Raw genomic sequence first — 26,759 nt, 5'->3', positions numbered from 1 at the left:
GCGAAAGGAAGCCCGTGCCGCGTGCCGTCACCCTGATTCGCTCCGCCTCCCTGTCCGATGTCGCGGAGTACGCCTACGCGGCCACGGCCCCGGCCGAGTCACGGCTGATCTTCCTGGCCGGAGCATGTCCTCTGAACGAGGATGGCTCCACTGCGGCGATCGGGGACGTCGCGGGGCAGGCGGCCAGGGCTGTGGAGAACATGCGGACCGCTCTGACGGACTCGGGCGCGTCACTGCACGATGTCATCAGCACCCGTGTTCTCGTTGCCTCTCACCGGCGGGAGGACCTGGTGACGGCGTGGGAGGTCGTCCGGGACGCGTTCGGTGATCACGACGTGCCCAGCACGCTGATGGGTGTCACCGTGCTCGGCTATGACGGCCAGCTCGTAGAGATCGAAGCCGTCGCAGCCGTGCTTGATTCCTGATCGAAGGGACACGGCCCAGCCGGCCGACTCGTCGGCCGGCGGTCAGGGCTCCCGGCGCTTCTTGCCGTCCAGCTCGTCCCACCACTCGTCCGACTTCGGGTCGCCCGAGGGGTCGTCCCACCAGCGGTCCTCCGGGCCCCGACGGTTCGCGACCATCGCGGCGACCGGGGGGATGACCATGGCGACCACGCACATGCCGATGGCCACCGGCATCGAGAAAAGGCGCACGACGGCCCAGGCGCCCACGAAGAGCAGCAGGCAGGCGCCCATCATCCAGAAATAGACGTGGCGACGTCGTGCGTACACACCTTCAGGGTACGACCGAAGGGCCGTGCCTCAAGTCCTGGAAATGGCGTCCAACCCCCCAGGAGGCACGGCCCTTCGGCCGGTTCGGTGTCGCGGATCAGACCGCGATGGCGACCTCCGCGAGGCCACCGTGCTGCGCCACGACCTGGCGGTCGGCGGTGCCGCCGGGGACCAGGGCGCGGACGGTCCAGGTGCCCTCGGCCGCGTAGAAACGGAACTGGCCGGTGGCGGAGGTCGGGACCTCGGCCGTGAACTCGCCGGTCGAGTCCAGGAGGCGGACGTAACCGGTGACGGGCTGGCCGTCCTTGGTCACGAAACCCTGGATGGTGGTCTCACCGGGCTTGATCGTCGAGGCGTCGGGGCCGCCGGGCTGCGCTCCACACATGTCGTTCTGTCCTTACGGTCGAGGGGTCCGGAGGAGGGAGGGTCCGGGGTTACTTGTTGGCGCCGAGCTCGATCGGCACGCCGACGAGGGAGCCGTACTCGGTCCACGAGCCGTCGTAGTTCTTGACGTTCGTGACCTCGAGCAGCTCGTGCAGCACGAACCACGTGAGCGCGGAGCGCTCACCGATGCGGCAGTAGGCGATGGTGTCCTTCGCCAGATCGACCTGCTCGTCCTCGTAGAGGGCCTTGAGCTCGTCGTCCGACTTGAACGTGCCGTCGTCGTTGGCGTTCTTCGACCACGGGATGTTGCGGGCGCTCGGCACGTGGCCGGGGCGCTGCGACTGCTCCTGCGGGAGGTGCGCCGGGGCGAGCAGCTTGCCGGAGAACTCGTCGGGCGAGCGGACGTCGACCAGGTTCTGGGCGCCGATCGCGGCCACGACGTCGTCGCGGAACGCGCGGATCGAGGAGTCCTGGGCCTTCGCCTTGTACTCCGTGGCCGGGCGGGCCGGCACGGCGGAGCCGTCGACCAGGTCGCGGGAGTCGAGCTCCCACTTCTTGCGGCCGCCGTCGAGGAGCTTCACGTCCTGGTGGCCGTAGAGCTTGAAGTACCAGTAGGCGTAGGAGGCGAACCAGTTGTTGTTGCCGCCGTAGAGGACGACCGTGGTGTCGTTCGCGATGCCCTTCGCCGAGAGGAGCTTCTCGAAGCCCTCCTGGTCGATGAAGTCGCGGCGGACCGGGTCCTGCAGGTCCTGGGTCCAGTCGATACGGATGGCGTTGCGGATGTGGTTCTTCTCGTAGGCCGAGGTGTCCTCGTCCACCTCGACGATGGCGACCTGCGGGTTGTCGAGGTTGGCCTCGACCCAGTCCGCGTCGACCAGGACGTCGCTGCGAGCCATGCTGTTCTCCTCCGGGGCAGTGTGCGGCGGTGTGGTGCGGGTGTGCGATGTGGTGCGGTACGCCTCGTCGCGGGCGGCTCGTCGGGTGACGTGTCAGGGACGTGTCGGGCAAGCGGACGTGCGTGACGGACGTGCGTACGGCTACACGGGGCGGCCCCGACCTCGGTCGGAGGGCCTGAGGAATACGGGAGTGGTGAGTCCCGCTCAGACGGAGCGACAGAGCATGGCGGCGACGCGGCACAGGTCTACTGCCCGCCGCTTCGTGAGATCCGCCTGTCGCTTCATGCCCTCGATCGTAGGGACGGACAGGCGGCCGTGTCACCGGTGTGTCGTATTTTGAGACGCGATCGTCCGAGATACGAGACGCGATCACGGTACGAGAGGGATCCGGGCGCCTCCGCACCGGGGCGTCCGGTTCTGATTCTGCTGGTCGGACAGCGGTGTCTCAGCATGTGACCAACGGGTACGTGCCGGGGCCTACGGGCGGCTTGGGCGGCTTGGACAGCTCGGTCGGCTCTCCGGGCCGTCAGCCCGCCAGGACGACGTCCTTGCCGGTCACGGTGACGGCCAGACCGTCCGGCCTCGGCTCGACCTTCTCGACCTTCATCCCGGCGATCACACCGATCGGACGCTCGAAGTCGGTCCGGGCGCGGACCAGGTCCTCGATGCCCGGGATGCCCTCGCCGGGCACCTCGTCGGCGCGGACCCGGATCGTGTCGCCGTTCACCACGGTCACCGTCGACAGGACCGTACGGGTCAGGGTGCGGCCCATCACCTTCACGCCGCCGGTCACCTTCACCTTGCCGTTGCCGCCGTAGGCGACGACGGCCTCCTGGTCGGAGGCGGCGGTGAGGTCCGCGTACGAGATGAGGGCGGTGCCGCTCGCGGAACCGGCCTTCGCGCCCGCCCAGTCGCCGGTCACGGTCACGTCCCGCAGCGCCACGGTCAGCTCGCCGACCCGGATGCGCTTGCTGCCCGCCTGCGCCTTGACGCCGGTCGCCTTCACGTCGACCTCGTCGAAGTGCTTGTCCACGACCTGGGTCAGGAACGGGAAGCCCTTGATGTCGACCTCTATGGCGTCGCTGTCGACGGAGGCCAGCTTCACCCGGCCCGCCGCCTCGTCCTCGGCGTACGCCACGGCCAGCCGGTCGATCCCCACCAGGATCCCGCCCAGCACGACGGCCACGATCAACAGAATCCGCAGTGCTCGCATGGGCTGTGGTCCCCCCGATGGAAATGGATGTGTTCCGGCCCCCCGACACGAAGATCGACGCGTCGGGGGGCCGGTTGGTTCCCGTGCCCGGTCCGGACCGAGGCCGGACCGAGGCCGGACCAGGGCCGGACCAGGGCCGGACCGGTGTCCGCTCAAGGTCCGCCCGGGGCCGGGTACGGGGATCAGACCAGAGCCCTGCCCAGCAGGTAGACGGCGGGTGCGGCGGCCGTCAGCGGCAGCGCGACACCGGCCGTCATGTGCACGAAGCGGGACGGGTAGTCGTAGCTCGCCACCCGCAGGCCGACCAGCGCGCAGACCCCGGCCCCGAGGCCGAGGAGCGCACCGGAGGAGCCCAGGTCGGCGAGACCGCCGGCCGCGATCCCCGCGCCCGCCGAGGCCAGCAGCGCGGCGATCAGGGAGACGGGTCCGGGCAGCGGGAGCGCCCGGGCGAGGACGGCCGCGGCCACCGCGACCCCTCCGACGACGACCGCGTCCGGGTCGGCGCCCAGGTGTCCGGTGGCGACGACGGCCAGCGCCGCCGAGGCGATGGTGGCCATCAGGCCGTACATGCGCTCGTCCGGGTCGGCGTGGCTGCGCAGCTGGAGGACCAGGCAGAGCAGCACCCAGACGCCGAGGGTGCCGAAGATCGCGGCGGCCGCGTTCTCCCGGCCGGTGACGAGCAGGGCCGCGTCGGCGGCGAGGCCGCCGGCGAAGGCGAGGGCGATGCCCTGACGGGCGGGCCACATGCCGTTGAGCCGGAACCAGCCGGCGGCGGTGAGGCCCTGGAGCACTACGAGCGGGACGAGCAGCGCGTACGTGCCGAGGGCGGCGCCACCGGCGAGCAGCAGCCCGAGGACGGCGGTCAGCGCGGCGGGCTGCATCCCCGGCTCGATGACCGGCGAGCGGCCCTCGGCGCGGGCGCGCTGGGCGTCGGTGATCCGGGTGTTCCCGGAGGTGGTCGGCGAGGACCAGCCGGGACCCGCCTCACCGGACGGCGCGGGGGGCGCCGGAACGGGCTCCGCGACGGGGGCGGGGGCCGGGGCGGGAGCCGCCACCGGCTGAGACTGGTGCTGAGGCTGTGCCTGCGGCGGCTGCGGCTGCTGGTGCTGCGGCTCCGCGTAGTACGCGGCGGGGGTCCCGTACGACTCGTAGGAGGCCTGGCTCGACGCGTACGCCTCGTACGGCTGCTGCTGCTGAGGCTGGTGCGGCTGCTGCTGGTGGCCCTGCCGGCCCTGCGCGGCCTGCGCCCGGTCGGCCCGGACCTGCTCGTACGTGACGGCCGGCTGGAACTGGGTGTCCCAGGTCTGGCCCTCCCACGTCTGGGTGACGTCGGGGCCCTGCTGCTCCTGGTGACCGCTCCCGCTCCCGCTCCCGGTCCCGTTCGCGTTCCCGGTCCCGTTCGCGGTCCCGTTCGCGTACGGGTCGTACTGCTGACCGCCGTAGTACTGGTCGTTGCTCATGATCTGGGGTTCACCCTCCTGCGAACGGGGGGAGCACCTCGACCGTGCCGCCCTCGGCAAGCCGTACCGTCTCATGGCTCCGGGTCCCGACGGGGTCGCCGTCGACCAGGAACGAGCACCGCTTGAGCACCTGGACGAGCTCGCCCGGGTGCTTCGCGCGGGCCGCGTCGAGGGCCTCGGCGAGGTGCTCGGCGGTGTACGGCTCCTCCGCGACACCGGCGGCGGCCTTGGCCGCGGCCCAGTAGCGGATGGTTCCCGCTGCCATAGCGGGCTCCCTTCGTTCGTGTGCGCGCCGCCCCCCATGATGGGCTATGCGCGCGTGAGCCAGTTCCCGATGCGGGCGAGCAGCTCCTCGTCCGCCGCGTTCTCGGCGTGGCCCATCCCCCGCTCCAGCCACAGCTCCGCCTCGCCGGCCCCGGCCAGCATCCGCGGGTGGTCGAGCGGGAAGTACGCGTCCCGGTCGCCGTGCACGATGAGCAGCGGGGTCGGGGCGATCAGCGGCACCGCCTCCACGGGAGACAGCGGTACGGGGTCCCAGGCCCGCCGGTCGATGCGGGTGCGGAGCCCGTACCGCCCGACGAGGCGGCCCGCCGGCCGGGTGACCACCCAGTGGAGGCGACGCATCGGCGCCGTCCCCCGGTAGTACCAGCGGGCGGGCGCGGAGACGGCGGCCACCGCGTCGGCGCGTCCGTCCGTCTCCCGGGCGAGGGCCGCGTGGCGCAGGACCACGGAGCCGCCCATGGAGAAGCCGACCGTCGCCACGCGCGCGTGGCCGAGCTCACGTGCCCAGCGGACGGCGGCGGCCAGGTCGAGGACCTCCCGGTCGCCGAGGGTGGAGAGACCGCCGGAGGCACCGTGGCCCCGGAAGGAGAAGGTGATCACCGCCGCGCCCCGCTCGGCGAACACACGTGCGGCGCGGCGGACGGCGGGCCGGTCGGCCGACCCGGTGAACCCGTGGGCGACGACGACCGCCGTATCGGTGACACTTGCGGGAGAGGGTTCGTAAACCGCCTCGATCCGGACATCGTCATCCGTACGCAACATTGCCCGCCGGGGGCCGGAAGTGATCAGGGAGACATCCACCATATGAAATACGCCCTCTCCCTCTGAACCCATGTGGGCTATTCTCCTTGGCAGAGGATCCGGGCGACGTAGCCCCCGGGTCCTTTTGCGTTTTCCGACCGTTGTTACGGACGGATGAACAAAAGCTCTCAGGGCGCGAGAGCCGGCAGTGATCTGTACGAAGCAGTGCACGTCCTCGCAGGGACCGAGGAGGAACCGACGTTATGAGCGAGCGACCGAAGCACGACCGACCGACGGCAGGGACGGCAGGTGGTGCGCGATGAGCGCCTTGCTGCTCCTGACCAACGCTCTCCAGCCTTCCACCGAGGTGCTGCCCGCCCTCGGTCTGCTCCTGCACAACGTCCGGGTCGCCCCGGCCGAGGGCCCCGCCCTCGTGGACACCCCCGGCGCGGACGTGATCCTCGTCGACGGGCGGCGCGACCTCCCGCAGGTCCGGTCGCTCTGCCAGCTGCTCCGCTCCACCGGGCCGGGCTGTCCGCTGATCCTCGTCGTCACCGAGGGCGGTCTCGCGGCCGTCACCGCCGACTGGGGCATCGACGACGTCCTCCTCGACACCGCGGGACCCGCCGAGGTCGAGGCGCGGCTGCGGCTCGCGATGGGCCGCCAGCAGATCGTCGCGGACGACTCCCCCATGGAGATCCGCAACGGCGACCTGTCGGTCGACGAGGCGACGTACAGCGCCAAGCTCAAGGGCCGGGTCCTCGACCTGACCTTCAAGGAGTTCGAGCTCCTCAAGTACCTCGCCCAGCACCCGGGCCGGGTCTTCACCCGCGCGCAGCTCCTGCAGGAGGTGTGGGGGTACGACTACTTCGGCGGCACCCGGACGGTCGACGTCCACGTGCGGCGGCTGCGGGCCAAGCTCGGCCCCGAGCACGAGTCGCTCATCGGCACCGTCCGCAACGTCGGCTACCGCTTCGTCACCCCCGAGAAGGTCGAGCGGGCGGCGGAGGAGGCACGGGCCAAAGCCGAGGAGGCCCGTGTGCAGGAAGCGGCGCGTGCGACCGCCCGCGTCAAGGACGCCACGGGGGATGTCACCCCCCTGGCGGACAGGAACGTGGCAGATGCCACAGTGCGACCTGCCGGTCGGTAGGTCACCCCGCGTAGACTGCCGCGCGTGGCCAAGGTGACGCGGGATGACGTAGCTCGACTGGCAGGTACTTCGACCGCGGTCGTGAGCTACGTCATCAACAACGGACCCCGGCCGGTCGCCCCGGCCACGCGCGAGCGTGTCCTCGCCGCGATCAAGGAACTGGGCTACCGCCCCGACCGGGTCGCCCAGGCGATGGCGTCCCGGCGCACGGATCTCATAGGCATGATCGTGCCGGACGCGCGGCAGCCGTTCTTCGCGGAGATGGCGCACGCGGTCGAGCAGGCCGCCGCCGAGCGCGGGAAAATGGTCCTGGTCGGCAACTCCGACTACCGCGACGAGCGCGAGGTCCACTACCTGCGGGCCTTCCTCGGCATGCGGGTCTCCGGTCTGATCCTGGTCAGCCAGGGCATGAGCGAGCGGGCCGCGAGCGAGATCGAGGCCTGGGACGCGCGCGTGGTGCTGCTGCACGAGCGGCCCGAGGCCTTGGACGACGTGGCCGTCGTCACCGACGACATCGGCGGCGCCCAGCTTGCCACCCGGCACCTCCTGGAGCACGGCCACGCGTACGTGGCCTGCATGGGCGGCATCCCGAACACCCCGGCCGTCGGCGACCCGGTCGCCGACCACGAGGAGGGCTGGCGGCGGGCCATGCTGGAGGCGGGCCGCTCGATCGAGGGCCGGCTCTTCCAGGCCCCGTACAACCGCTACGACGCCTACCAGGTGGCCCTCAAGCTGCTCGCGGGCCCGGACAGGCCGCCGGCCATCTTCTGCGCCACCGACGACCAGGCCTTCGGTGTCCTGCGGGCGGCGCGCGAGCTGCGCATCGAGGTGCCGACGGAGCTGGCGGTGGCCGGCTTCGACGACGTGAAGGAGGCGGCGCTCACCGACCCGCCGCTGACCACGATCTCCTCGGACCGGCCGGCCATGGCCCGTGCGGCGGTGGACCTGGTCCTGGACGACTCGCTCCGGGTGGCGGGCTCGCGCCGCGAGCGCGTGAAGCTCTTCCCGTCGGCCCTGGTGATCCGCCGCTCCTGCGGCTGCGACGGCGGCTGATCCCGGCTCCTGCCGGTGCCCCGGTAGCCGGTCGGCGAGCCGGGGCCTTCAGGGGGAGAGCCGGGAAGGGCCCCTCCCCCGAGTGGCCTCACGGGGAGACCCGGGAAGGGCCTCTCCCCCGAGTGGCCTCACGGGGAGATCCGGGGAGGGTCCTCCTCCGAGCGGTCCTTCCGGGGAGACCCGGGAAGAGCCCTCCCCCGAGCGGTCCTTATATCGGGCATACACGCTTCTGTCGGGCTTCTCAGCCGGTCCTCAGACGGCTCTCATGAACGGCTCCGAGAGTCATTGCCATGACGGACTTCCAGGAGCAGCAGCCGCAGCAGCCCTACTACCCGCCGCACCCGCCGAGGCCGCCGTACGCCCCGGCCCAGCCGCCGGTGGGCGCCGAGCAGACCGCCACCCAGCCGATCGTCACCGAGCCCGGCACCACCATCTGGCCGTCCGGTGGGCACGTACCGCCGTCGGGTCCGCCCATCCCGCCCGTCCCGCCCGCCGCCGCCACGGGCGCCCCGGCCGCCGCCCCCGCCGGAGGTCCCGGCTCCCGGCGCCGCGCCAAGCGCGGGGTCGGTCTCATGGCCGCCGTGGCCATCGCGGCCGCCGCGATCGGCGGCGGTACGGCGACGCTGGTCCAGCAGGCCACCGCGGACACCCCCGTCGCCGCCTCCTCGAACGTGAACGGCACCAACGTCTCCGCGAGCAGCACGGGCACGGTCGCCGGCGTCGCCGAGGCCGTCTCCCCCTCCATCGTCGAGATCTCCGCGAGCTCCACCTCCGGCAAGTCCACCGGCTCGGGCGTGATCATCACCTCCGACGGCGAGATCATCACCAACAACCACGTGATCTCCGGCGCGTCCGAGATCACCGTGCAGCTCAGCAACGGCAAGTCCTACCGGGCCGAGGTCGTCGGCACCGACCCCGACAAGGACCTGGCCCTCATCAAGCTCCAGGGCGCCTCCGGCCTCAAGACCGCCACGCTCGGCGACTCGTCCAAGGTGCGGGTCGGCGACCAGGTCGTCGCGATCGGCTCCCCCGAGGGCCTGACCGGAACCGTCACCAGCGGCATCGTCTCCGCGCTCGACCGGGACGTGACCGTCGCGAAGGACGAAGGCGGCAGCGACGGCCGGGACCAGCAGCAGGGACAGCAGCAGTACGACCCGCGGCAGGGCTGGCCGTTCGAGTTCGGCGGACAGCAGTTCAACGGCGACACCGGTTCGTCGAAGACCACGTACAAGGCGCTGCAGACCGACGCCTCGCTCAATCCGGGGAATTCCGGCGGCGCGTTGATCAATATGAACGGCGAGATCATCGGAATCAATTCCGCCATGTATTCGCCCAGTTCTTCGAACGGTTCGACGGCCGGCAGCGTCGGTCTCGGATTCGCCATCCCGGTCGACACCGTGAAGGCCGACCTGGACAGCCTGCGCGCGGGCGGCGACAGCTGACCGGCGACCGGGTGGCGTGCGACGCTGAGCCCATGACCGCCCAGCGACACGAGCCCGAACGCATCCTCATCGTCGACGACGAGCCCGCCGTACGGGAGGCCCTGCGCCGCAGCCTCGCCTTCGAGGGGTACGGGACGCAGGTCGCCGTGGACGGACTCGACGCGCTCGCCCGGATGGACGCGTACGCCCCCGATCTCGTCGTCCTCGACGTCCAGATGCCCCGCATGGACGGGCTGACGGCGGCCCGCCGGATCAGGGCGTCCGGCTCGACCGTGCCGATCCTGATGCTCACCGCGCGCGACACGGTCGGCGACCGGGTCACCGGGCTCGACGCGGGCGCCGACGACTACCTCGTGAAGCCGTTCGAGCTGGACGAGCTGTTCGCCCGGATCAGGGCGCTGCTGCGGCGCAGCTCGTACGCCTCCGCGACGGCCTCCGGCCCGGCCGACGCCGACGTGCTGTCCTTCGAGGACCTGCGGATGGACCTCGCCACGCGCGAGGTGTCCCGGGGCGGGCGGACGGTGGAGCTGACGCGGACGGAGTTCACGCTCCTGGAGATGTTCCTGGCGCACCCGCGGCAGGTGCTGACCCGGGAGCAGATCCTCAAGGCCGTATGGGGCTTCGACTTCGAACCGAGCTCGAACTCACTGGACGTGTACGTGATGTACCTGCGACGCAAGACGGAGGCGGGCGGCGAGCCGCGCCTCGTGCACACGGTGCGGGGCGTGGGATACGCGCTGCGCGGAGGGGGCGGGGAGTGAGAAGTCCCCTCGCCTGGTTCCGCTCCCGCCCCCTCCGCTCGCGCCTCGCCCTCCTCACGGCGTTCGCCGTGGCCGTGGCGGTGGCCGCGGTGTCGCTCGCCTGCTGGTTCGTGACGCGGACGCAGCTGGAGAACGAGATGGACGCCTCCCTGCGCAGCACCCGGCTCGACCCGAACGGGGTGCAGAGCCTGCTCACCCTGTGCCGGCAGGGCACCACGCCGCCGCCGGTGGCGGGCTCGTACACGGTGCAGGTGATCTTCGCCAACGGCAGCGTGTGCACCTCCGGCAAGGCCGCGATCCCGGCCGGGGCCGGCGATCTCGCGGTGGCCCGGGGGCAGCTGGAGTTCGCCCTGCACACGGTGAAGGACGACGCCGGGCGGGAGATGCGGGTCTTCACCTATCCGCAGGAGGGCCCGATCGGGCTCGCCGTCTCCGTCGCCCGTCCCCTCGACGAGATCGACAACTCGATGTCCACCCTGCGCTGGGTGCTCCTCCTGGTCTCCGGGATCGGCGTCGTCGGCGCGGGCGCGGCCGGCCTGTGGGTGGCGCGGACCGGTCTTGAGCCGGTGAACCGGCTGACCGGGGCGGTCGAGCACGTGGCCGCGACCGAGGACCTGACCGTGCGGATCCCGGTCGAGGGTGAGGACGAGATCGCCCGTCTCTCGCGTTCGTTCAACGCGATGACGGCGGCGCTCGCGACGTCCAGGGACCGGCAGGCGCAGCTGATCGCGGACGCCGGCCACGAGCTCCGTACGCCGCTGACCTCGCTCCGGACGAACGTCGAGCTGCTCGCGCGCAGTGAGGAGACCGGCCGGGCGATCCCGCCGGACGACCGGCGGGCCCTGATGACCTCGGTGAAGGCGCAGATGACGGAGCTGGCGGCGCTGATCGGCGACCTCCAGGAGCTGGCTCGGCCGGACGCGGCGCAGCCGGGCCCCCTCGCAGTGGTCCCGCTGCACACGATCCTGCGGGCGGCCCTGGACCGGGCGCGGCTGCGCGGACCCGAGCTGACCTTCGTGACGGACCTGGCGCCCTGGTACGTACGGGCGGAACCGGCCGGCCTGGAGCGGGCCCTGGTGAACGTCCTGGACAACGCGGTGAAGTTCTCGCCGCCCCGGGGCACGGTCGAGGTGACCCTGATGCGCGGCGAACTGGCCGTCCGCGACCAGGGTCCCGGCATCGCCCCGGACGAGCTCCCGCACGTCTTCGACCGGTTCTGGCGCTCCCCGTCGGCCCGCAGCCTGCCGGGCTCGGGCCTGGGCCTGTCGATCGTGGCCCGCACGGTCCACCACGCGGGCGGCACGATCGCCCTGACCCCGGCGGAGGGGGGCGGCACCGTGGCGACGCTCCGGCTGCCGGGGGCGCCGACCCCGCCGCCGTCAGTTGTGGCGGATGAGGGACTCGACGAGGCCTGAGCTTGTGTTCGGGTAGTCCAGGACGGTGATGCCGAGGCCCTTCCAGGTGTTCGCCGTGCCGTCCAGGAAGCCGTGGACGCGGGGGTTGAGGTTGTCGGAGTTCCACCGCGGCGGCAGGGAGGCGGAGGTGCTGACGAAGTTGATGTACAGCTTGCCGGGCTGTTCGACGGCCTTGCGGTAGTGGGCCTCGATCTTGGGGTACTTGGCGTTCGGCAGGGCGTTCCAGTCGTCCTGGAGCGCGATGGCACCGCCGTCCCACCACTTGAGGCCGGGCAGGCCGCCGTTGTCGGCGATGAGGACGACCTTGCCGCGGGCCTCGCCCAGGGAGGGGACGGTGTCGCCGATGCGGAACAGCGAGCGCCAGCCCCGGTTGTCGAGGTAGTCGGTGAAGACGGCGCCGAAGGTGGCGTCGGAGTCCGAGGAGTACTCCTGCTTGACCCGCATCAGGACGGTCTCGGAGGGGTGGGCGGCCAGGAAGTCGCGGCAGGCGATGAGGACGTCGCCGAACATCATGTTCTGGTACGAGGCGCCGTGGTGGATGGCGAAGGAGCCGCCGGTGACCCGGCACCGTACGTCGAGGAATCTGATTCCGGCGGCGAGCTGCTGCGCGATCGTGGTGTTCTGGCACTCGGACCAGGGGCCGCCGAAGCGGGCGCCGGAGTCGTGGGTGCCGGGGATGGTGAGCTTCTGGAGCGGGGTGGGGTCGCCGTGGCCGGCCATCCAGTCCTGGGTCGTGGCCGCCCGCGCGGAGGGGGCGCCGACCAGGAGGACGGCACCTGCTGCCGCGGCTCCCGCGAGAAAGCTTCTACGGTCCATGCGCGGAGTATGACGTGCACGCGTCACGGTCGCCAGAGTGCCGCACCCGGAAGGGAACGGAGAAGGAGAGGGGGCGGCGGACCGTCGAACGGTCCACCGCCCCCTCGGACGTACGGAGTTACTTCACGACCGTGATCCGGCCCGTCGCCGGCGGGGCCAGCGGGGCGGTCGCGGTGGAGTGCGCCGCCAGGTAGGCGGTGAACAGGTCCAGGTCGGACGCGCCGACCAGCTTGTTCTTGTGCTCCTTCAGGACGGCGAAGCCGTCACCGCCACCGGCCAGGAACTCGTTCATCGCGACGCGGTAGGTCTTCGACGGGTCGATCGCCTCGCCGTTCAACTTCACCGAGGACGTCACGATCCGGTCGGCGCCGGTCTTCGTCATGTCCAGGGTGTAGGTGAAGCCCTTCGAGATCTGGAGGATCTTCGGGGCGGCCTGGTTGGCACCGCTGACCTGCTGCTGGAGCGTGGTGATGAGCTGGGCGCCGGTCAGGTCGACCGCCGTCATCATGTTGGTGAACGGCTGGACCGTGTACGCCTCGCCGTAAGTCACCACCCCGTCGCCCTCGGCGCCGGACGCCTTGTGGACCAGCGGCGCGCGGACGCCGCCCGGGTTCATCAGAGCCAGCTGCGCGCCGCCCTTGTCGGCCGGGGCCATGCCCTCGAGCTGCGCGTCGGCGATCAGGTTGCCCAGCGGCTTCTCGTACGCCGTCGCATCGAGGGGGTTGTCGATGTCGGCGGAGATGTGACCGACGGGACGGCCGGCGATCGGCGCGGCCAGGTCCTTCCAGCGCTTGATCAGGGAGCTCATGTCGCGGGCCGGCTTCACGTCACGGGTGACGACGTGGTTCGCGGAGGCGACCGCGGTGCGGACGATGTCCTTCGTACGACGGTCGTAGGTGAGCGTCGTGTCGGTGTAGAGCCGGCCGAAGGAGGCCGCCGAGGTGACCGTGCGAGGCTTGCCCGCCGGGTCCGGGATGGTGCACGCGTAGGCCTGGTGGGTGTGGCCGGTGACCAGGGCGTCGACCTGCGGGCTGACGTTCTTGGCGATGTCGACGATCGGGCCGGAGATGCCGTTGCCGGGACCCGGGCTGTCACAGTCGTAGTTGTACGCGCCCGAGGCCGGCAGGCCGCCCTCGTGGAGCAGGGCGACGATCGACTTCACGCCCTTGCGCTCCAGCACCTTGGCGTACTTGTTGATCGTCTCGACCTCGTCGCCGAACTTCAGGCCCTTGATGCCCTCGGCGGAGACGATGTTCGCCGTGCCTTCGAGGGTGACGCCGATGAAGCCGATCTTGACGCCGTTGCGCTCCCAGACGAAGTACGGGTCGAGCAGCGGCTTGCCGCGCTTCTCGTCCGTCACGTTGGCCGCGAGGTAGGGGAAGTTCGCCCCCTTGAAGCGCTTGCCCTTCTCGAAGCAGCCCTCGGTCGGGTGACAGCCGCCGTTCTGGATCCGGGCCAGCTCGCGCGCGCCCTCGTCGAACTCGTGGTTGCCGACCGAGCTCACGTCGAGCTTCAGCTTGTTCAGCGCCTCGATGGTCGGCTCGTCGTGGAAAAGACCGGAGACCAGCGGCGAGGCGCCGATCATGTCGCCCGCGGCGGCGGTGACGGAGTACCGGTTGCCCTGGCGGGCCTGCCGCAGGTGCGTGGCCAGGTACTCGACGCCGCCGACGTCGTTGACGGTCTCGGTCGTGCCGTCTTCCTTGAGGTGGGTGAGCCGGCCCGCCGAGCCGGTCGGCGGCTCCAGGTTGCCGTGGAGGTCGTTGAAGGAGAGCAGCTGGACGTCGACGTACCGCCCGTGGTTGCCCCCGCCCTTGGTGCCCGAGGCGCCCGCGGGCAGCGCGGCGACGAGTGCGCCGACGGTGGCGAGCCCCGCGCCGACGGCGAGTATCCGCCCGGCTGTCCTCTTCTTCTTCGGTGTCGCTGCCATCGCTCCCCTTGTCCCCGCGCCCGTTCCGGTGCGCCTCTCGACTGCTGACGTGCCAGCGAAGCCTAGAGTCAACGCGCGTAGCGCAACAGGGGGTAGCGGGTTACGAGACAGTTGCCGTCGCCTTTCCCCGGGGCGGCCGCGCGTCACCGTAGGCTCGGGTCCATGACTTCCGACGCGGCGCCGGCCCTCGAACCCGGACGGCAGATCCACACCTACGACGAGCTCACGCCCGAGCAGATCCAGGACGTACTGGACCTGCTGAAGGCCGCGGACCAGGCCGACGGCGTGCACGCCGTCTCCGAGCAGGGCCGGCTCTACCTCCGGCACGGCGGCCGCGAGGGCGTGCGGCACTTCCTCCTCACCGTCGGCCCCCACCTCTACGGCTACGCCCAGCTGGAGGAGACCGACCCCATCGAGGCCCCGGCCGCCGAGCTCGTGGTCCACCCCGGCCACCGCGGCCGCGGCCACGGCCGGGCGCTCGGCACCGCCCTGCTCGCCGCCTCCGGCAAGCGCCTGCGCGTCTGGGCGCACGGCGGGAAGTCCGCCGCCCGGCACCTCGCCCAGGTCCTCGGTCTGACCCTCTTCCGCGAACTGCGCCAGCTCCGCCGCTCCCTGACCCCGCTCGACATCCCGGAGCCGGTGTTCCCCGAGGGCGTCACCGTCCGCACCTTCGTCCCCGGCCAGGACGACACGGCCTGGCTGGCCGTCAACTCCGCGGCCTTCGCGCACCACCCCGAGCAGGGCTCGCTCACCCAGCGGGACCTGGACGACCGGATGGCCGAGCCCTGGTTCGACCCGAAGGGCTTCTTCCTCGCCGAGAAGGACGGCCGGGTCATCGGCTTCCACTGGACGAAGACCCACGCCGAGGAGCAGCTCGGCGAGGTGTACGTCGTCGGCATCCTGCCCGACGCCCAGGGCGGCGGTCTCGGCAAGGCGCTCACCGCGACCGGGCTGCGACACCTGGCGGCGCAGGCGCTGCCGACGGCGATGCTGTACGTGGACGCGGACAACACGGCGGCCGTGACGGTGTACGAGCGGCTGGGCTTCGTCACGCACGAGGTGGACCTGATGTACCGCACGGAGTCGTGAGGGCGGAGTCGTAAGCCCAAAAGCCCTGAGAACGGAGTCCTGAGAACGGAGTCCTGAACACATCGGTGACAGGGGGCGGTTGACACCGCCCCCTTCTTTGCACCACCCTTTCACTACTTGATTAGTGAAAGGGTGGTGGAAGCGATCGTGGTCGAGTACCGCATCGACCGGCGCAGTGGTGTCGCCACCTACCTCCAGATCGTCCAGCAGACGAAGCAGGCCCTCCGGATGGGCCTCCTGGAGCCCGGCGACCGACTGCCCACCGCACGTGAGGTCGTCGAAGCGACGGCCATCAACCCCAACACGGTCCTCAAGGCCTACCGCGAGCTCGAACGCGAAGGTCTCGTCGAGGCCCGTCGAGGCCTCGGCACCTTCGTCCGCGCCACGCTCGGCACCGGCCCGGCCGACTCGCCCCTGCGCGGCGAACTCGCCGACTGGGCCCGCCGCGCCCGCACCGCAGGCCTGGACCGCGAAGACGTGGCCGCGCTCTTCACATCCGTACTGAAGGAACACTTCGAGGGGGACGACGCATGACAAGAGACGGCATCGCGCTGGAGGCCGATCTCCTGGGCAAGAAATACGGGGGCAGAAACCACGGCTGGGCCCTGCGGGAGTGCGACTTCGCCCTCCCCGCCGGCCGGGTCTGCGCCCTCGTCGGCCCCAACGGCGCCGGCAAATCGACCCTCCTCGCCCTCGCCGCAGGGCTCCTCCGCCCCACCGAGGGCGCCATCAAGGCCCCGGCCCGCGAACACCTCGCCTACGTCGCCCAGGACAAGCCGCTCCACCCCCGGCTCACCGTCGCCGACACCCTGCGCATGGGCCGCGAACTCAACCCGGGCCGCTGGGACGACGCCGCCGCCCGGCGCGCCATCGCCGACACGCTCGACCCCAAGGCCGTCGTACGGACCCTCTCCGGCGGCCAGCGCACCCGCGTCGCCCTCGCGCTCGCCCTCGGCAAGCGGCCCGAACTGGTGCTCCTCGACGAGCCGATGGCCGACCTCGACCCGCTCGCCCGGCACCAGCTCATGGGCCTGCTCATGGCCGACGCCGCCGAACGCGGCACCACCGTCGTCATGTCCTCCCACATCCTCACCGAGCTGGAGGGCGCCTGCGACCACCTCCTGCTGCTCCACGGCGGCCGGATCCGCCTCGACGGACCCGTCGACGAACTCCTCGCCGCCCACACCCTGCTCACCGGCCCGGTCGCCGACCTCGCCCCGCACACGGTCGTCGAGTCCCGCACGACGGGCCGTCAACTCACTGCCCTGATCCGCCGCGAGGGCCCCGTCGAAGGCCCCTGGGAGACGCGGGACCCCTCCCTGGAGGACCTCCTCCTCGCCCACCTCCGCACCACCGAAGGAGCCCCGGCATGAGCACCCTCGCCCTGAAGGGCCCCTACTGGGTGACGGTCCGCCAGTACCGGCGGACGCTGTGGCTCGTGGGGGCGGCGGTGGCCGTGTCCCTCGCGGTGATCGGCGGACTGCGGATCTGGGACGCCCAGACCCCCGACCGCCACTACGAGGACGGACAGAGATACGCCGCCGACGACAACCGAGGCTACGAGACGCTGCGGATAGCCCTCGAGTACGGCGGTATGTGGCTGCTCCTCCTGCCGCTGCTCGTCGGCGCCTTCGTCGCGGGCCCGCTCGTCGCCCGCGAATTCGAGTCGGGGACGTACAAGCTCTCCCTCACCCAGTCGGTGAGCCCGGCGGCCTGGCTCCGCTCCAAGCTCCTCACCACGTCCGCCGTCGCCCTCGGGGCCACCTTCGCCCTCATGGGCGTCTACCGGATCGGCTGGGGCCGCGTCGCCGGCAGCTACGGCCTCACCTGGTCCGAACGCGGACCGTACGAGGCGACCGGCATCGTCCTCCTCGCGTACGTCCTCGCGGCCGTCGCCGTCGGGGCGCTCGTCGGCCAGCTGATCCGCCGCACCCTCGTCGCCATGGCGGTCACCGGCCTGGTCATGGGCGTGGTCCTGCTGGTCCTGGGCGCCATCCGCTGGTCCTTGCTCTCGGTGCAGACGGCCACCGGCCCGGCCGGCCCCACGCTCTGGACACCGGGGAACGGCCTGATGATGGACTCGGGGCTGCTCACGTCCTCCGGCGTCCACTTCGACCAGTCGGTCTGCTGGGACGAAGTGCACAGGACCCCCGGTCTCGACAGCATGCACGACGGGGGAATGAAGCTGTTCGACCGCTGCCTCGCCCAGCGCGGCGTCACCGGTCAGTACGTCGACTACCACCCCCAGTCACACTTCTGGCCCACTCAGCTCATCGAGACCGGCATCGTCCTCGCCCTCGCCGCCCTCGCGGCCTACGCCGCCTTCCGCGTCCTGCGCGCCCGGCACCCGTAGGGATCCACCGGCACCCGTAAAACATTCAAACGATCAGGGGGCGGGGCCCGCACACGGCCCCGCCCCCGATTCCCGTACGACATGTCGTCGTTACCGGCCATTCAGACGCGCTTGCGACGCTCACGCAATGAAGCGCTCCGTGACCCCGCCCGGCAGGGCGGCCCTTCCCAAGGGGAGACTTCCCTCCCCCACGGCCCGCTCCGACGCGCCCGACCACCCCTTCGCGCGGAAGAATGGGGCCATGAGCCAGCAGCCCGCCGAGGTCCCGGTCCAGTCCTCCGCCACGCAGTCCGTCCCGTCGTCCGCTTCCTCGTCCGCGCCGTCGTCCGCCGACTCCATAGCCGCGCGCCGCGCGACGGTGGTGAACGGTGCCGTCGTGACCGACATCGACACGGATCTGGACTCCGACCCGGACACCTACGAGGACGACGGCACGCTCGGCGACGAGCTGCCGCAGGGGCGGTTCCTCGACCGGGAGCGCAGCTGGCTCGCCTTCAACGAGCGCGTGCTCGAACTGGCCGAGGACCCCACCACCCCGCTCCTCGAACGGGCGAACTTCCTCGCGATCTTCGCGTCGAACCTCGACGAGTTCTTCATGGTCCGGGTCGCCGGCCTCAAGCGCCGCATCGCCACCGGCGTCGCCACCCGTTCCGCCTCCGGCCTCCAGCCCCGCGAGGTCCTGGACCTGATCTGGACCCGCTCGCGCGAGCTCATGGCCCGGCACGCCGCCTGCTTCCAGCAGGATGTGGCCCCCGCCCTCGCCGACGAGGGCATCCACCTGATCCGCTGGCCCGAGCTCACGGAGAAGGAGCAGGCGCGCCTCTTCACCCTGTTCCGGCAGCAGATCTTCCCGGTCCTCACCCCGCTCGCCGTGGACCCGGCGCACCCCTTCCCGTACATCTCGGGACTCTCGCTCAACCTCGCCGTCGTCGTACGCAATCCGGTCAGCGGCCACCGGCACTTCGCGCGCGTGAAGGTACCGCCGCTGCTGTCCCGCTTCCTGGAGGCCTCCCCGCAGCGCTACGTGCCGCTGGAGGACGTCATCGCGGCACACCTGGAGGAGCTCTTCCCCGGCATGGAGGTGCTCGCGCACCACATGTTCCGGGTGACCAGGAACGAGGACCTGGAGGTCGAGGAGGACGACGCCGAGAACCTGCTCCAGGCCCTGGAGAAGGAGCTCATGCGGCGCCGCTTCGGCCCGCCGGTGCGCCTGGAGGTCGAGGAGTCCATCGACCCGTACGTCCTCGACCTGCTGGTCCGCGAGCTGAAGGTCTCCGACGCCGAGGTCTACCCGCTGCCCGGCCCGCTCGACCTCACCGGGCTCTTCGGGATCGCCGGGCAGGACCGGCCGGAACTCAAGTTCCCCAAGTTCGTGGCCGGCACCCACCGGGACCTCGCCGAGGTCGAGTCGGCGTCCGCACCGGACATCTTCGCGGCGCTGCGCGAGCGGGACGTCCTGCTCCACCACCCGTACGACTCGTTCTCGACGTCCGTGCAGGCCTTCCTGGAGCAGGCGGCGGCCGACCCGGACGTCCTCGCGATCAAGCAGACGCTGTACCGGACCTCCGGCGACTCGCCGATAGTCGACGCCCTCATCGACGCCGCCGAGTCCGGCAAGCAGGTCCTCGTCCTCGTCGAGATCAAGGCCCGCTTCGACGAGCAGGCCAACATCAAGTGGGCGCGCAAGCTGGAGGAGGCCGGCTGCCACGTCGTGTACGGCCTCGTCGGCCTGAAGACCCACTGCAAGCTGTCGCTCGTCGTACGGCAGGAGGGCGAGCTCCTGCGCCGCTACTCCCACGTCGGCACCGGCAACTACCACCCGAAGACCGCCCGCCTCTACGAGGACCTGGGCCTGCTGACCGCCGACCCGCAGGTCGGCGCGGACCTCTCGGACCTCTTCAACCGGCTCTCCGGCTATTCCCGCCGCGAGACGTACCGCCGTCTGCTCACGGCCCCGAAGTCGCTGCGCGACGGGCTCGTCTCCCGGATCACCAAGGAGATCGCCCACCACCGCGCCGGCCGGCCCGCGTACGTCCGGATCAAGGTCAACTCGATGGTCGACGAGGCCGTCATCGACGCCTGCTACCAGGCCTCACGGGCGGGTGTCCCGGTCGACATCTGGGTCCGCGGCATCTGCGCCGTACGCCCGGGGGTCACCGGCCTCTCGGAGAACATCCGGGTCCGTTCGATCCTCGGCCGCTTCCTGGAGCACTCCCGGATCTTCGCCTTCGGCAACGGCGGCGAACCCGAGGTGTGGTTCGGCAGCGCCGACATGATGCACCGCAACCTGGACCGCCGGATCGAGGCCCTCGTGCGGGTCTCGGACCCGGCGCACCGGGCAGCGCTCACCCGGCTCCTGGAGACCGGGATGTCCGACACCACCTCCTCCTGGCACCTCGGCCCCGACGGGAACTGGACGCGGCACGCGACCGACCCCGAGGGCCGACCGCTCCGGCACGTCCAGGAGATGCTCATCGACGCGCGGAGGCGCCGGCGTGCACAACCCTGACCAGTCGCAGGACGTCTCGGCGGGCGAGGTCCTGGCCCCCTACCTGCACGCCCGTGCCGCGGACTTCCTCCGCGGCCTCCGGCTCCACGGCGAGAGCGGCTCGGCCACGGCCGGATCGGAGGAGGCGGCCCGCACGCTGCGCGGCGCCGCCCGCCGCATCAGCGGGACGCTCCACACGTTCCGGCCGCTGCTGGACACGGCCTGGGCGGACCAGCTGCGCACCGAACTGGCCTGGCTCTCGGGCACCCTCGCCCTGGAGCACGCCTGCACCTCGCGGCTGGTCCGCCTGGTGGACGCGCTGTCCCGCCTGTCGAACGGCACGGGCGGGATGAACGGCTCCGGCGGGATGAACGGCAGCGGCCCCGTCCCCGCCGCCCGCGGCAGTGAGGCGGCCGGCCTCACCGTGGGCGCCGCCCGGGCGGGCGCCCTCCTGGAACGGCAGCTGACGCTGGCCAGGACGCGCGCCCACTCGGCGTCGCTCCAGGCACTGGGCTCGGCCCGTTTCCACGCGGTCGCCGACGCCGTCGCACTCCTCGCCTCCGAGGTCCCGCTCGGCCCCGTGGGCAGCGCCCCGGCCGTCGAGGTCCTGGACGGCCCCGCCGAGGTCGCCGAGCGTCGCCTCCTGGACGCGGTGGCCGCCCTGCCGCTGACGCGGGCGGCCCACCCGTACAACGCGGACGCCCTCGCGCTGGCCACCGGGGAGAGCCAGGACGCCCCCTGGCACCACACGCGGCTCCTGCTCCGGCTGCACCGGTACGCCACCGAGGCCCTGCACACCGGGGGCGAACCCGACGCCGTCCTGTTCGAGGCCGCCCGGGCCCTCGACCGGCACCGGGACGCCGCCGAGGCCGCGTCGGCGGCCGCCGCGGCCGCCCGTACACCCCGGATCGCCCCGGCGACCGCGTACGCGCTGGGCGTCCTCCACGCCGACCAGCGCCACGAGGTCGAGGCGTCCCGCTTCGCCTTCCAACGCGCCTGGCGGAGAACGACGGCGCCCGTCCCATGAACACCCCCACCCCCCAACCCCCGATCCTCGCCGCCGGCTGCGTCCTGTGGCGCCGGGCGCGTTCCGGCCACGGCATCGAGATCGCCGTGGTCTTCCGACCGAAGTGGTCCGACTGGTCCCACCCCAAGGGCAAGCTGAAGTCCGGAGAGGAGGCGCGCGCGGCCGCGGTCCGCGAGGTTCGGGAGGAGACGGGCATGACATGCGCGCTGGGCGTCGAACTGCCCACCGTCCGCTATCGGATCCAGGGCCGTCCCAAGGAGGTCCGCTACTGGGCGGCCGAGGCCACGGGCGGCTCGTTCGAACCGAACCGGGAAGTGACACGTCTGCTCTGGCTCACCCCCGAGGCCGCACGCACCTGCCTCACCCAGGACAGGGACAAGGACCTGATCGGCGTATTCCTCAGGGGGCGCGACGCCCGGAAGTCGTCTCCCGGCGCCACTCGGGGATGAGCAGGGCGGGGTCGAACGGCGCCTTGTCGCTGACTCCGCCCGGCACGGGCAGGACGAGGACCGACGCGAGGACCCGTGTGATCACCGGGCGCTTCTCGCGCACCGTCATGTGGGTCCATTTCTCCCGGCTCCACCCGCGCAGCAGGTTCTCCTCCGCCTGCTCCTCGGCATGTTCCCGCCGCTCCGACTCCAGACTCTCGATGTGCCGCCCGAGCCGCACCAGCAGATCCCGGACGTCGCCCCGGGCCACCTCACCGCTGACGAGCGACGACTCGATTCCGCGCCGCGCCGCGCACAGCTCGGCCGGCTTCCCCTCACCGCGCCACGCGGCCGTGTCGGGAGCACCGCCCGTGACGTGTTCTTCGAGATGGCCGATGACCAGCCCTTCCAGGAACTCGTCCACGGGAGCCGTCCTCCGGCCCACACCTCTGCAGTTGGGATCCGCGCAGCGGTAGTGGTCGCCGTACTTCGCGTTCCGCCCGGTGGCTCTGTTTCCGCAGAGCCGGGAGCGGCAGATCTGCCCCAGGTCGTTGAGACGCCCGCACCGGGACACGCCGGAGAACAGGTAGACCCGGGGAGCCACCGCGATCGCTGCCGGGGCCGCGGCGTCTTCCCGGGCCAGGCCCCGCCGCGCGCGTCCGGCCCGCACCTCGTTCATGATGCCGATCCAGGTCCCGTAGCCGACCCCGTCCCGGGTCTCGTCGGCGTGGTCCCACCGGCCGATCACCGGTTCGCCGGTGGCGGGATCCCTGACGAGCACACCGTCGAGGATCCGGCCGCCCCACCATGCGGGATGGGATACCAGCCCCTTCACCCCCTGCTCGGACCAGCGGCCTTCCCTCGCCGTCCTGACCCCCTTCCGGTTCAGGTCAGCGGCGATCCCCCGCCACGACCCGCCAGCGGCCCGCGCCTTGATCATCCCCAACAGGTGGGGCCACTCCTCGTCGTTCCCGTGCGTGTTCCCCATCCGGCGGGGGTCCGTGGAAGCCCCCGACCAGCCGAACCGACGCGGTCCCGCATAGGCCCCGCCTTCCTCCGCACGGTCGGCGCGGCTCCTGGCCGTACGGGCCCGCACTCTGTCGACCTCGCCCGGTCCCGACGGAGCGTCCGCCTCGGTGAGATCCACGGCCACGCCCCCGTCGACGAAGACCCCACCACCGGCCATGGCCAAGGCGTCCTGGAACGCGACGAAGTCACGGAACAGGCGGTAGACCCTCCTGCGCGGCGCGCTCGTCGGCGGCGCGGCCTACGCGGAGCCTCTGCACTCCTGGTGTTGCTGCGGTGCTGACGCGTGACCCCGACGGAGTACCCGTCCAGTCGGTCTGCGGAGATCCGTGCGTACGAGATCAAGGGCGTACGCCCTCGCAACCAGCCCTCGGCCGTCCCGCCCCCGTCGAGCCACGCCCGGAGCGCCGGGGCGACGAAACAGCGGGAGAAGGTCCTGGAGGGGCGTTCCGGGTCACGCGCATCGAGCATGCGCCCTCCTGCACCGTGGTCGATATGACAACGGCCGGTAGCACCGGAAGGGCATTCGTCCGCAGCGCCCTGTCTCACCCCACCCACGCGATACCGCACCCGGCCTTACGGCACGGTTCACTTTCCGTTCACTCTGTTCCGTCGACCGCTTCACCTGTTCTGCCTAATTTCGGCCTTACACGGTGCACAGAGCACAGCGATGCACCGCCCACCGACACACGCCGCCGTAGAACGTTCAGGACACTCGGTCCGCGACAGGGCGGCTTCTGGAAGGAACACCCGAAAGTGAAGCTTTCGCGCAAGAACGGGCTTCGCGCCTCCGCGATCGGTGCCCTCGTCGTCTCCGGTGCGCTCGTCCTCTCGGCGTGTGGCTCGGACAACAACACGGAGACGCCGGCCAAGGAAGGCGGCACGAAGACCTCCGCCGCCGCCTCGAACATCGCCTGCGAGGGCGCCAAGGGCCAGCTCCTCGCCGCCGGTTCCAGCGCGCAGAAGAACGCGATGGACCTCTGGGTCAAGAACTTCCAGGCCGCGTGCTCCGGTGTCGAGATCAACTACCAGGCCATCGGCTCCGGCGGCGGCATCACCAAGTTCAACCAGGGCCAGGTCGCCTTCGCGGGCTCCGACTCCGCCCTGAAGGACGAAGAGGTCGCCGAGTCGGCGAAGATCTGCAAGACCGGCAAGGGTGTCAACCTGCCCATGGTCGGTGGCCCCATCGCCATCGGCTACAAGCTGGACGGCGTGGACAACCTGGTCCTCGACGCCTCCACCATCGCCAAGATCTTCGACAACAAGATCACCAAGTGGAACGACCCGGCGATCGCCAAGCTGAACCCGGGCGCCAAGCTCCCCGACAGCACGATCCAGGCCTTCCACCGCTCGGACGAGTCGGGCACCACCCAGAACCTGGGCAAGTACCTCTCCACCGCGGCCGCCGCCGACTGGAAGCACGACCCGAAGTCGAAGTCGTGGCCCGCCCAGGGCGGCCAGGCCGCCAACGGCTCCTCCGGTGTCGCCACCGCGGTGAAGGACGCCGAGGGCTCCATCGGCTACTTCGAGCTCTCGTACGCCACCGCGAACAAGATCTCCACCGTCAGCATCAACACCGGTGCCGCCGCCCCGGTCGCCGCCTCCTCGGAGAACGCGTCCAAGGCCATCGCCGCCGCCAAGGTCAAGGGCACGGGCAGCGACGTCGCCCTCTCCCTCGACTACGCGACGAAGGCCGAGGGTGCCTACCCGATCGTCCTCGTCACCTACGAGATCGCCTGCGACAAGGGCAACAAGGCGGAGACCCTGCCGACCCTGAAGGCCTTCCTCAACTACACCGTGAGCGAGGAGGGCCAGAAGGTCCTCGCCGACGCCGGCTACGCCCCGCTCCCGGCCGAGATCGCCGCGAAGGTCCGCGCGATCGTCCCCACCCTGTCCTGACCCCCGGCCGGGTCCGGCCCCCCGCTCCGGGGGGCCGGACCCGGCATCCGGTGCACCGCCGCCAGGAGCCCGTACATCTGTAGGGGCCCCGCAGACCGGAGAAGCAGATGGCTACCACCACACCAGACATAAAGAGGAGCCGGAGCGCCAAGAGCGCGTCCCGCCCCGGGGACCGCGTCTTCAGCGGTCTGTCCCGAGGCTCCGGCATCACCCTCCTCGTGATCATGGCCGCGATCGCCGGCTTCCTCACCTACCGCGCCGTCCTCGCGATCTCGAAGGACAGCACGAACTTCTTCACCACCTTCGAGTGGAACCCGGCCGGCAACCCGCCGGTCTTCGGCATCGCCGTCCTCGCCTTCGGCACGGTGGTCTCGTCGATCATCGCCATGGCCATCGCCGTGCCCGTCGCGATCGGCATCGCCCTCTTCATCTCGCACTACGCCCCGCGCAAGCTGGCCAAGCCGCTCGCGTACGTCGTCGACCTGCTCGCCGCCGTGCCCAGCATCATCTACGGCCTCTGGGGCGCGATCTTCCTCGTCCCGTACCTGGACGGCCTCAACAAGTGGCTGAACGAGTACTTCGGCTGGACGTACATCTTCGACAAGGCCAACGACGGCCCCGCCCGCAACCTCTTCACCGTGGGCATCCTGCTGGCGATCATGATCCTTCCGATCATCACCAACGTCACCCGTGAGGTCTTCCTCCAGGCCCCGAAGATGCACGAGGAAGCCGCGCTCGCCCTCGGCGCCACGCGCTGGGAGGTCATCCGCATGTCGGTGCTGCCCTTCGGCCGCTCCGGCATCATCTCCGCCTCCATGCTGGGCCTCGGCCGCGCACTCGGCGAGACCATGGCCGTCGCCGTGGTCCTCTCCCCCAGCTTCCTCATCTCGGGCCACATTCTCGACCCGGGTGGCGGCACGTTCGCGCAGAACATCGCCGCCAAGTTCAACGAGGCCAACGAGTTCGGCCGGGACGCCCTGATCGCGTCCGGTCTCGTCCTCTTCGCCATCACCCTGCTGGTCAACGGCGCCGCCCGCTGGATCATCGGCCGCCGCAAGGAGTACTCGGGGGCAGCGGCATGAGCCACGCCATACAGGATCGTCCGGTCTCGACGGTCAAGCGCGCCAGTTCGCTCTCCAGCGCCCGTCTCCCCCGCTGGAGCCCGATCGCCATCGCCGCCGGCTCCATCGCCGCGGGCATCGGCATCGGCCTCGGCGCCGGCTGGCACAGCAAGGTCCAGTGGGGCATGATCGCCGCGCTGCTCTTCGTGCTCACCACGTACGCGCTGACCACCAAGGTCGAGGGCAGCCGCCAGGCCAAGGACCGCGTCGCCACCAGCCTCGTCTGGGTCTGCTTCATCCTGGCCGTCGTCCCGCTGCTCTCCCTCGCCTGGGTCACGATCAGCAAGGGCATGGAAGTCCTCGACCCGTACTTCCTGAGCCACTCGATGAACGGCGTCCTCGACGCCGAGGCCGGCGGCGGCGTCTACCACGCGCTGCTCGGCACCATCGAGCAGGTCGCCATCGCGACCGTGATCGCCGCCCCGATCGGCCTCCTCACCGCCGTCTACCTCGTCGAGTACGGCGGCGGCAAGCTGGCCCAGGCCGTCACCTTCTTCGTCGACGTCATGACGGGCATCCCGTCGATCGTCGCCGGCCTCTTCGTCCTCGCCACCTGGAACCTGATGCTGGGCTTCGGCCCCTCCGGTTTCGCCGGCGCGATGGCCCTCGCCATCCTGATGGTGCCGGTCGTGGTCCGCTCCACCGAGGAGATGCTCAAGCTCGTCCCGAACGAGCTCCGCGAGGCCTCCCTCGCCCTCGGCATCCCCAAGTGGCGCACCATCCTGAAGGTGGTCCTCCCCACCGCGATCGGCGGCATCACCACGGGCGTCATGCTCGCGGTCGCCCGTATCACCGGTGAGACGGCCCCGGTCCTGCTCCTCGTGTTCGGTACGAAACTCATCAACCCGAACCCCTTCGAAGGCGCTCAGTCCTCCCTGCCGCTCTACGTGTACGAGCAGTACGCGGTCGGCACCGACGCAGCCGTGTCCCGCGCATGGGCCGCAGCGCTCGTCCTGATCGCCTTCGTCATGATCCTCAACCTGGTGGCCCGCGGCATCGCCCGCTGGAAGGCCCCCAAGACCGGCCGCTGACCGCGGCATCATTGGAAGTAGTGATT

The 26,759-nt window shown here is 71.2% G+C and carries 27 protein-coding genes and 1 pseudogene; 16 read left to right on the top strand and 12 right to left on the bottom strand.

Translation table 11 applies throughout. The annotated features are described in order from the left end of the window. Positions 1 to 14: 14 nt before the first annotated feature. Positions 15 to 425: a RidA family protein gene (locus E0F75_RS36370; protein WP_229315252.1), complete on the top strand. Its 411-nt coding sequence runs from the start codon at positions 15 to 17 to the stop codon at positions 423 to 425. Positions 426 to 467: 42 nt separating this feature from the next. On the opposite strand, the gene E0F75_RS36365 is transcribed toward E0F75_RS36370, so the two are convergent. The 8 genes from E0F75_RS36365 to E0F75_RS36335 all read right to left on the bottom strand — a co-directional run bounded on the left by E0F75_RS36365 (position 468) and on the right by E0F75_RS36335 (position 5,800). Then, a complete protein-coding gene (locus tag E0F75_RS36365) occupies positions 468 to 731 on the bottom strand; it encodes a DUF3099 domain-containing protein (RefSeq protein WP_073911713.1) in 264 nt (87 codons plus the stop codon). A gap of 97 nt (positions 732 to 828) precedes the next feature. Next, positions 829 to 1,116 carry a DUF1416 domain-containing protein gene (locus E0F75_RS36360; RefSeq protein ID WP_015035121.1) on the bottom strand — a complete coding sequence of 96 codons (288 nt, stop codon included), beginning with the start codon at positions 1,114 to 1,116 and terminating at the stop codon, positions 829 to 831. Between the two features lie 49 nt (positions 1,117 to 1,165). Next, entirely contained in the window at positions 1,166 to 2,011 is an 846-nt protein-coding gene (locus tag E0F75_RS36355) for a sulfurtransferase (RefSeq protein ID WP_073911714.1), read from the bottom strand. Between the two features lie 204 nt (positions 2,012 to 2,215). After that, complete coding sequence (locus E0F75_RS40825) at positions 2,216 to 2,296, bottom strand: putative leader peptide (protein ID WP_350497993.1); 81 nt, start codon at positions 2,294 to 2,296, stop codon at positions 2,216 to 2,218. Between the two features lie 241 nt (positions 2,297 to 2,537). Continuing rightward, entirely contained in the window at positions 2,538 to 3,224 is a 687-nt protein-coding gene (locus E0F75_RS36350; RefSeq protein WP_229315251.1) for a DUF2993 domain-containing protein, read from the bottom strand. Positions 3,225 to 3,406: 182 nt separating this feature from the next. Next, positions 3,407 to 4,684 (bottom strand): hypothetical protein, encoded by a 1,278-nt coding sequence (locus tag E0F75_RS36345; RefSeq protein ID WP_229315250.1) that lies wholly within the window; start codon positions 4,682 to 4,684, stop codon positions 3,407 to 3,409. Positions 4,685 to 4,694: 10 nt separating this feature from the next. Continuing rightward, positions 4,695 to 4,949, bottom strand: a complete 255-nt coding sequence (locus E0F75_RS36340) for a MoaD/ThiS family protein (protein ID WP_030323286.1) — start codon at positions 4,947 to 4,949, stop codon at positions 4,695 to 4,697. A 44-nt stretch (positions 4,950 to 4,993) separates the two neighbouring features. Next, positions 4,994 to 5,800 carry an alpha/beta hydrolase gene (locus E0F75_RS36335; protein ID WP_229315249.1) on the bottom strand — a complete coding sequence of 269 codons (807 nt, stop codon included), beginning with the start codon at positions 5,798 to 5,800 and terminating at the stop codon, positions 4,994 to 4,996. 226 nt (positions 5,801 to 6,026) lie between these two features. On the opposite strand from E0F75_RS36335, the gene E0F75_RS36330 reads away from it, so the two are divergent. The 5 genes from E0F75_RS36330 (at position 6,027) to E0F75_RS36310 (ending at position 11,528) form a co-directional block, all read left to right on the top strand. Next, entirely contained in the window at positions 6,027 to 6,857 is an 831-nt protein-coding gene (locus E0F75_RS36330) for a response regulator transcription factor (protein WP_229315248.1), read from the top strand. A 24-nt stretch (positions 6,858 to 6,881) separates the two neighbouring features. After that, on the top strand, positions 6,882 to 7,910 hold the full coding sequence (locus tag E0F75_RS36325) for a LacI family DNA-binding transcriptional regulator (RefSeq protein WP_229315247.1): 1,029 nt from the start codon (positions 6,882 to 6,884) through the stop codon (positions 7,908 to 7,910). A 290-nt stretch (positions 7,911 to 8,200) separates the two neighbouring features. Then, on the top strand, positions 8,201 to 9,352 hold the full coding sequence (locus E0F75_RS36320; RefSeq protein ID WP_229315246.1) for a S1C family serine protease: 1,152 nt from the start codon (positions 8,201 to 8,203) through the stop codon (positions 9,350 to 9,352). Between the two features lie 32 nt (positions 9,353 to 9,384). Further along, positions 9,385 to 10,113: a response regulator transcription factor gene (locus E0F75_RS36315; protein ID WP_229315245.1), complete on the top strand. Its 729-nt coding sequence runs from the start codon at positions 9,385 to 9,387 to the stop codon at positions 10,111 to 10,113. Then, a complete protein-coding gene (locus E0F75_RS36310; RefSeq protein WP_229315244.1) occupies positions 10,110 to 11,528 on the top strand; it encodes a cell wall metabolism sensor histidine kinase WalK in 1,419 nt (472 codons plus the stop codon). Before E0F75_RS36315 ends, E0F75_RS36310 begins: the two co-directional genes overlap by 4 nt. Here E0F75_RS36310 and E0F75_RS36305 read toward each other — a convergent pair. Together E0F75_RS36305 and E0F75_RS36300 are read right to left on the bottom strand one after the other, a co-directional pair. Next, on the bottom strand, positions 11,493 to 12,344 hold the full coding sequence (locus tag E0F75_RS36305; RefSeq protein WP_229315243.1) for a phosphatidylinositol-specific phospholipase C: 852 nt from the start codon (positions 12,342 to 12,344) through the stop codon (positions 11,493 to 11,495). The genes E0F75_RS36310 and E0F75_RS36305 overlap by 36 nt on opposite strands. A 118-nt stretch (positions 12,345 to 12,462) precedes the next feature. Continuing rightward, positions 12,463 to 14,271 (bottom strand): bifunctional UDP-sugar hydrolase/5'-nucleotidase, encoded by a 1,809-nt coding sequence (locus E0F75_RS36300; protein WP_229315242.1) that lies wholly within the window; start codon positions 14,269 to 14,271, stop codon positions 12,463 to 12,465. A 162-nt stretch (positions 14,272 to 14,433) separates the two neighbouring features. Between E0F75_RS36300 and mshD the strand changes: the two genes are divergently transcribed. From mshD to E0F75_RS36265, 7 genes are all read left to right on the top strand, one after another. Then, positions 14,434 to 15,360 carry a mycothiol synthase gene (gene mshD / locus E0F75_RS36295; RefSeq protein ID WP_229315241.1) on the top strand — a complete coding sequence of 309 codons (927 nt, stop codon included), beginning with the start codon at positions 14,434 to 14,436 and terminating at the stop codon, positions 15,358 to 15,360. A 147-nt stretch (positions 15,361 to 15,507) separates the two neighbouring features. Next, positions 15,508 to 15,894, top strand: a complete 387-nt coding sequence (locus E0F75_RS36290) for a GntR family transcriptional regulator (protein ID WP_055601792.1) — start codon at positions 15,508 to 15,510, stop codon at positions 15,892 to 15,894. Continuing rightward, the gene (locus E0F75_RS36285) at positions 15,891 to 16,733 is read left to right on the top strand and encodes an ATP-binding cassette domain-containing protein (protein ID WP_229315240.1); all 843 of its coding nucleotides are present in this window, start codon (positions 15,891 to 15,893) and stop codon (positions 16,731 to 16,733) included. Before E0F75_RS36290 ends, E0F75_RS36285 begins: the two co-directional genes overlap by 4 nt. Further along, positions 16,730 to 17,713: an ABC transporter permease gene (locus tag E0F75_RS36280; protein ID WP_229315239.1), complete on the top strand. Its 984-nt coding sequence runs from the start codon at positions 16,730 to 16,732 to the stop codon at positions 17,711 to 17,713. Before E0F75_RS36285 ends, E0F75_RS36280 begins: the two co-directional genes overlap by 4 nt. Before the next feature lie 241 nt (positions 17,714 to 17,954). Further along, on the top strand, positions 17,955 to 20,222 hold the full coding sequence (locus E0F75_RS36275; protein ID WP_229315238.1) for an RNA degradosome polyphosphate kinase: 2,268 nt from the start codon (positions 17,955 to 17,957) through the stop codon (positions 20,220 to 20,222). Then, complete coding sequence (locus E0F75_RS36270) at positions 20,209 to 21,228, top strand: CHAD domain-containing protein (RefSeq protein ID WP_229315237.1); 1,020 nt, start codon at positions 20,209 to 20,211, stop codon at positions 21,226 to 21,228. Before E0F75_RS36275 ends, E0F75_RS36270 begins: the two co-directional genes overlap by 14 nt. Continuing rightward, complete coding sequence (locus tag E0F75_RS36265; RefSeq protein WP_229315236.1) at positions 21,225 to 21,677, top strand: NUDIX hydrolase; 453 nt, start codon at positions 21,225 to 21,227, stop codon at positions 21,675 to 21,677. Before E0F75_RS36270 ends, E0F75_RS36265 begins: the two co-directional genes overlap by 4 nt. Here E0F75_RS36265 and E0F75_RS36260 read toward each other — a convergent pair. Further along, positions 21,628 to 22,437 carry a hypothetical protein gene (locus E0F75_RS36260; protein WP_229315235.1) on the bottom strand — a complete coding sequence of 270 codons (810 nt, stop codon included), beginning with the start codon at positions 22,435 to 22,437 and terminating at the stop codon, positions 21,628 to 21,630. The two genes, E0F75_RS36265 and E0F75_RS36260, sit on opposite strands and share 50 nt — an antisense overlap. 21 nt (positions 22,438 to 22,458) lie before the next feature. Further along, positions 22,459 to 22,596 (bottom strand): annotated as a pseudogene (locus tag E0F75_RS40820) (recombinase family protein); the annotation flags it as partial. Between the two features lie 842 nt (positions 22,597 to 23,438). Between E0F75_RS40820 and pstS the strand changes: the two are divergent. From pstS to pstA, 3 genes are all read left to right on the top strand, one after another. Further along, on the top strand, positions 23,439 to 24,581 hold the full coding sequence (gene pstS / locus E0F75_RS36255) for a phosphate ABC transporter substrate-binding protein PstS (protein WP_229315234.1): 1,143 nt from the start codon (positions 23,439 to 23,441) through the stop codon (positions 24,579 to 24,581). A gap of 107 nt (positions 24,582 to 24,688) precedes the next feature. Then, complete coding sequence (gene pstC / locus E0F75_RS36250; RefSeq protein ID WP_229315233.1) at positions 24,689 to 25,663, top strand: phosphate ABC transporter permease subunit PstC; 975 nt, start codon at positions 24,689 to 24,691, stop codon at positions 25,661 to 25,663. Further along, positions 25,660 to 26,733, top strand: a complete 1,074-nt coding sequence (gene pstA / locus E0F75_RS36245; protein ID WP_229315232.1) for a phosphate ABC transporter permease PstA — start codon at positions 25,660 to 25,662, stop codon at positions 26,731 to 26,733. Before pstC ends, pstA begins: the two co-directional genes overlap by 4 nt. Positions 26,734 to 26,759 lie beyond the last annotated feature (26 nt).

Source organism: Streptomyces sp. CB02980 (assembly GCF_014451325.2).
Lineage (GTDB): Bacteria > Actinomycetota > Actinomycetes > Streptomycetales > Streptomycetaceae > Streptomyces.
This window is presented reverse-complemented; position numbering and strand designations above follow the sequence as displayed.